The organism is Pantoea sp. CTOTU49201 (genome assembly GCF_032054795.1).
GTDB lineage: Bacteria > Pseudomonadota > Gammaproteobacteria > Enterobacterales > Enterobacteriaceae > Pantoea > Pantoea symbiotica.
The window spans coordinates 1-5,329 of the sequence record NZ_DAMBSA010000326.1; the positions used below are offsets into that span (position 1 = coordinate 1).

5 protein-coding genes are annotated in these 5,329 nt (G+C 53.7%); 2 read left to right on the top strand and 3 right to left on the bottom strand.

Translation table 11 applies throughout. From position 1 onward, the window contains the following. Positions 1–68: 68 nt before the first annotated feature. From RTY00_RS18970 to RTY00_RS18980, 3 genes are read right to left on the bottom strand one after another with little or no spacing between them, the layout of a single operon-like run. Complete coding sequence (locus RTY00_RS18970) at positions 69–1,448, bottom strand: heavy metal sensor histidine kinase (protein ID WP_312665510.1); 1,380 nt, start codon at positions 1,446–1,448, stop codon at positions 69–71. Next, positions 1,445–2,119 carry a heavy metal response regulator transcription factor gene (locus RTY00_RS18975; RefSeq protein ID WP_312665512.1) on the bottom strand — a complete coding sequence of 225 codons (675 nt, stop codon included), beginning with the start codon at positions 2,117–2,119 and terminating at the stop codon, positions 1,445–1,447. The genes RTY00_RS18970 and RTY00_RS18975 overlap by 4 nt, the downstream gene beginning before the upstream one ends. Positions 2,120–2,142: 23 nt before the next feature. Next, positions 2,143–2,904: an alpha/beta hydrolase gene (locus RTY00_RS18980; protein WP_312665513.1), complete on the bottom strand. Its 762-nt coding sequence runs from the start codon at positions 2,902–2,904 to the stop codon at positions 2,143–2,145. A 1,036-nt stretch (positions 2,905–3,940) separates the two neighbouring features. Here RTY00_RS18980 and RTY00_RS18985 point away from each other — a divergent pair. Beyond that, complete coding sequence (locus tag RTY00_RS18985; RefSeq protein WP_061719112.1) at positions 3,941–4,711, top strand: transporter substrate-binding domain-containing protein; 771 nt, start codon at positions 3,941–3,943, stop codon at positions 4,709–4,711. A gap of 110 nt (positions 4,712–4,821) precedes the next feature. Continuing rightward, on the top strand, positions 4,822–5,329 hold a 508-nt coding region (locus tag RTY00_RS18990), incomplete at its 3' end, for a DUF2817 domain-containing protein (RefSeq protein ID WP_312665514.1).

A 5,329-nucleotide genomic window follows, 5' to 3' on the forward strand; every position in this document is an offset into this window, starting at 1 on the left:
ATGTGTTACCTATGTGCCCGGTCTGATCTGTAACCCATCAGCCCGGTCATACCTTTATGCGCACCGTTTCAATGGCCGCACCCAACCGACGGAAACCGCAGCGTAAAACGAATCACGCCATCTTCGCTGTGCACCTCACAACTTCCCTGATGTAATCGCATGATGCTGCGCACAATCGACAATCCCAAACCGCTGCTGCCCTGATGACGTGATGCGTCGGCGCGCCAGAAGCGATCAAAGATGCGCGCCTGCTGTTCAGCACTCAGCGCCGGACCCTGATTTTCCACCACTAAACTGCTGCCTTGATTGAAAACTCGCACGGTGGAATTTCGATCGCCGTAGCGCAAGGCGTTCGCCATCAAATTCGCCAGCGCGCGTTGCAGCAGTTGCGGATCGGCGCGCAGTTCGCCGTGCAGCGTCATCTCCAGCCGCATCGACTGCTCTTCCGCCATGCCGTCAAAGTAGTCCTGCAACTTCTCGCCGAGCAGCGCCAGATCGATGTTCTGCACATCCATTGACTGGCTGGCATCTTCTGCTTTGGCAAGAAACAGCATGTTGTCGATCATCTTCGCCAGCCGCTCCAGCTCCTCGTAATTGGAGCCGAGCAGCGCCTGATAATCGCCGACGCTGCGCGTTTGACTCAGCGCCACTTCGGTTTGGCCTATGAGCGTGCTAATCGGCGTGCGCAGATCGTGTGCCATATCGGCAGAAACCTGGCTCAACTGCTGATAACCCCGTTCAAGGCGACTCAGCATCTGATTAAAAGCCGCCACCAGCGGCTGTAGTTCCGCTGCCGCCTGTTCAGGCATGCGCTGCGACAAATGGCGCACGTCAATGGCATCCGCCTGCGCCGCCAACCGACGCAGCGGTGTTAAAGCGCGCCGCACCAGCCAGACGCTGATCGCCGCCACCAGCAACGCCGCCAGCGCGGTGCCGAGGATGATTTGATCGCGATAACTGTTGAGCGTTTGCGTGCGGTCGCTCATCAGGCGGCCGGTGATGATCTCAATCTGGCCGTTGCCATCGCGCGTTGGTGCTAGCGCGGCCGCCGAGATAAACGGCGTACCGTCTGCGGCGGTGAGATGATGCACCGACGACAGAGCCAGCGGTTGATCGGCTGGAACCGGCGTAATTGCAGGAATCGGGCGCTGGCCGGGATTGACCACAATCAGCGGCGGCTGACCGGGAAAACGCAGCACCAATAACGATTCGGTATTGCCGAGCATGTTGGCGAACAAACGCGGCTTTTGCTGAATCAATGTAATCGCATCTTCATCGCGCAGCAGCGTGCGAATCTGATCGATGCGCGTCAGCAATGCTGCATCGTCGCGCACACCAATCTGCGTTGCCAGCGAGTGATAAAGCGCGATGCCGCTGAGGGAGAAGATGACGATCACTGTGGCGCTGAGCAGCAGCGACAGGCGCGCGGCGAGCGAACGGGTTTTCATGATTCGGCTTCGCAGCGATAGCCCACGCCGTGTACGGTATGAATCAGCGGCTTGGCAAACGGGCCATCAATTTTCTGTCGCAGACGTTTCACCGCCACATCGACCACGTTGGTGTCGCTGTCAAAATTCATGTCCCACACGCGCGAGGCAATCACGGTGCGCGTCAGTACTTCGCCGGGATGCAGCAGGAACAAGTGCAGCAGGTTGAACTCTTTGTTGGTGAGATCGATACGTTGACCGCCGCGCTCAACGCGACGTTTGAGGATATCGAGTTGCAGATCGGCCAGTTGCAGAACATCCGGTAACTTCTGCTGCCCGCCGCGCCGCAATTGGGTGCGCACGCGCGCCAGCAGTTCGGCGAATGAAAAGGGCTTGACCAGATAATCATCGGCGCCCAGTTCCAGCCCTTTGATGCGATCCTCCAGCGTGCCTTTGGCGGTGAGGAAAATCACCGGCGTGTGGATCTGCTTATCCAGCGCCGCCATCACTTGCCAGCCGTCCATGCCGGGCATCATTACGTCGAGCAGAATCAAATCGTAATGATGCTCCTGCGCATAGAACAAACCATCCTGGCCATTTTCCGCCACATCAACGATAAATCCCGCTTCGGTCAATCCTTTGCGCATGTAATCGCGCGCTTTGGCTTCATCTTCAATCACCAAAATTTTCATGCGCTTCTCCGCGGGATAAGGTTTTAGGGCTGGGCGTGTAACGCGGCTTGCTCGATCAACTTCGCGACGTCATCAGGATGCGATTGATACACCGAATGGCTGGCTCCAGCAATCTCCACCGTGTGGCTGTGCGCGCGTTTGGCGTACATGCGCTCCAGATCGGGACTGATGATTTTGTCAGCTTTCGCCACCATGTACCAGCTAGGCTTGGTCTTCCACGCCGGGTCGGGAATGTTGGCGGTGAACACGGCTGAGTTGGTTGGCATCTGTGCGTGCGCTTCAAAATCGGCCTGCACCGCCGGTAAGTCAGCAGCGAAATCGCCGTGGTAATTTTCTGGGGCGATGGTCAGATAACCGTCGCTGGATTTAGCAAACGGATGGGCGCTATTAGGGAATTTTTTGCCGTTGCTGGCTTCAGTTTCGCCGTTATCCAGCGCATGCGCTGCGATATAAACCAGCCCAGCCACTTTCGCGTCGTTACCGGCTTCAGTGATGATCGCGCCGCCGTAACTGTGGCCGACCAAAATCACCGGGCCATTTTGCTGATCGATAATGCGGCGCGTCGCCGTCACATCTTCCGGGAAGCCGGTCAGCGGTTCTTGTACCAGCGTCACGTTGTAGCCGTCATGCGTCAAACGGTCATACACCGGACGCCAGCCCGCACCGCCGACGAACGCGCCGTGCACCAGCACAATATTCTTAATCGGCTGCGCCTGAACCTGCGCCGCGCCGCTTGCGATAGCCAGCAGCATGCCCGCTGCAAAGGTAAGTTTGTTCAATTTCATCGTAATACTCCTGATGGGAAGGTAGGCCATCAGGATATGCAATCGGCTCTGACATCAGCGTGAGCGAGTTATGACAAAAGAATGACATGCGCAATTGTTATAGGAATTGGACTAATGCAAATAGTGGTAATAGCACTCAATAAAGAAAAAATTGCCTATGCATCCAGGTGCGCATGAATGCGCACCCTACGAAAAACGCGCTAATCCTTTGTAGGGGCGCCATTCATGGCGACCAATTCACGCTTATCTAACAGGCATAACACATAATTGATGGAAACTAAGTTTGATAAAAAGTATCTTCAACCCTGATTTTTGTATGGATATCGAGTTCAGCTAATTATACGGCATTGTTCAGAGGGCCACAGATACTGCCCACCGCCTTAAAACTCAATATCCCACCTATTATTCGGCGCTCTATGTACAGAACCTGGAAATAATGTATTTCCTAACCTAACCCGTAATGTCACGCGCGGGTGCTTCCGATGCCAAGATCATTACCAAGTTGATAAGACAACCATGATTAAATTTATAAAAAACGCAATGCGTTCATTAGCCAGGTCGTTTATATGGATGTACGGACCGGCAATGTTGACCCTTGTTTTTGCATTGCTCCAGGCTCATTTTTTTCCAGGAAGTCCAGTTTGGCCTATTGTGGTTTTCTTTATATTCGCGCTGGTCATCGTGGCTCGTTACATACAATAATAGACAAGGCTAATTCCTTATCGCGCTGTATGCGAAGAATAGACACTTAAAAAATCCAGGTTCACGATGTATCAAATTCCTGAATCTGGCATTTAGTCAGAATATTTCAATATCATTTTGGATATCAAAGTGTATCCAAACTAAGTCTGGTTTCCGCATAACGTTCATCTTCGGCATTAAGATTCTCTTACTGCCGAAGATAAAATCACTTAACCCCTTCTGTTTAATAAGTATTCCCTCTGCATTAAATCCGTAATTTCTGTAGTGGGATCATGTCCACCATGTTATTAACTCTGTATGACGTTGTGAATTTAGCTACCTGCCGGAGATAACAATGAAGAAGAGTTTGTCCTTTGCCTTACTGCTTTCACTGAGCGCGTTCAGCCACGCTTCTTTTGCTCAGCAAACCTTGCGTTTCGGTGTTGATCCCACGTTCCCGCCGTTTGAATCCAAAGCCAGCGACGGTTCGCTGCAGGGCTTTGATATCGATCTGGGTAACGCCATTTGTGCCCAGGCGAAAGTGAAGTGCCAATGGGTGCAGATCGGTTTCGATGGCAGCATTCCGGCGCTGCAGGCGAGAAAGTTTGATGCCATTCTTTCGGCGATGTCGATGACCGAGAAACGCCGCGAGCAGGTGGCATTCAGCGACATGCTTTATGTCACGCCGAGCGCGTTACTTACACCGGCCAACGCTCCGCTAACCGGAGACATTAACGCGCTGCGTGGCAAAAGAATTGGCGTCGCGCAGGGCACTATTCAGGAAACCTACGCCAAAGCGCAATGGGCAACCAAAGGCGTGAGTGTGGTTTCTTACCCTAATCAGATGGAGATCTACCCGGATTTGGTGGCGGGACGTCTCGACGCCAGCCTGGCGAATGCCGTTTCGGCAGAACAAGGTTTTCTTAACACGCCAGCAGGCAAAGACTACGTCATCAGCGCCACGCTGGTGGATAAAGAAGTGTTGGGCAATGGCGTGGGCATTGGATTGCGCAAAGATGATGCGGCTAATCTGAAGTTGATCAACACCGCGCTGGCGGAACTGCACAGCAACGGCACTTACGATCAACTGGCGAAGAAGTACTTCAAGTTTAAGGTCTATCCGTAAAAGTCATCGCGTCCATTTAAACGGTGCGCATAAATGCGCACCCTACGAAACCATTTGGCGCCATTTATGGCGACCTCGCCCACCAACCGCACCCACACTCACAAAAAATCATGCAAAACTTACCTCACTACCCAACCCAACGCGCCCGTTTTCTCGCCGCCGTCAAACGGCAAAACGGCGCATTAACGTCATACGCGCATCCGTTACCCGGTCCGCAAGGAGAGGAACTTTTCACCGATGTGGCGGTAATCGGCGATGCCAACGCATCTCGGTTGATGCTGGTGATCTCCGGCACGCACGGCGTGGAAGGCTATTACGGATCCGATTGCCAGATCGCCTGGCTGGATACCTTTAACCTCACGGCGCTGCCCGCTGACACCGCCATCGTGATGCTGCATCTGCTCAATCCGTGGGGCGCGGCACATTTACGCCGCGTCAATGAAGACAACATCGACCTCAATCGCAACTTCATTGATTTTTCACAGCCCGCACCTGCCAATCCGGATTACGCCGCGTGGCATGGCATTTATCATGGCGATCGCGCCAGCGCCGATAACCTGTTAACGGAAACGCTCAACAGCGCCGGTTGGCAGGCGGTTAAACGCGTGGTGGAAGCGG

Coding starts and splice junctions, on each gene's coding strand:
- RTY00_RS18970 (WP_312665510.1), bottom strand. CDS start 1,448: ATGAAAACCCGTTCGCTCGCCGCGCGCCTGTCGCTGCTGCTCAGCGCC.
- RTY00_RS18975 (WP_312665512.1), bottom strand. CDS start 2,119: ATGAAAATTTTGGTGATTGAAGATGAAGCCAAAGCGCGCGATTACATG.
- RTY00_RS18980 (WP_312665513.1), bottom strand. CDS start 2,904: ATGAAATTGAACAAACTTACCTTTGCAGCGGGCATGCTGCTGGCTATC.
- RTY00_RS18985 (WP_061719112.1), top strand. CDS start 3,941: ATGAAGAAGAGTTTGTCCTTTGCCTTACTGCTTTCACTGAGCGCGTTC.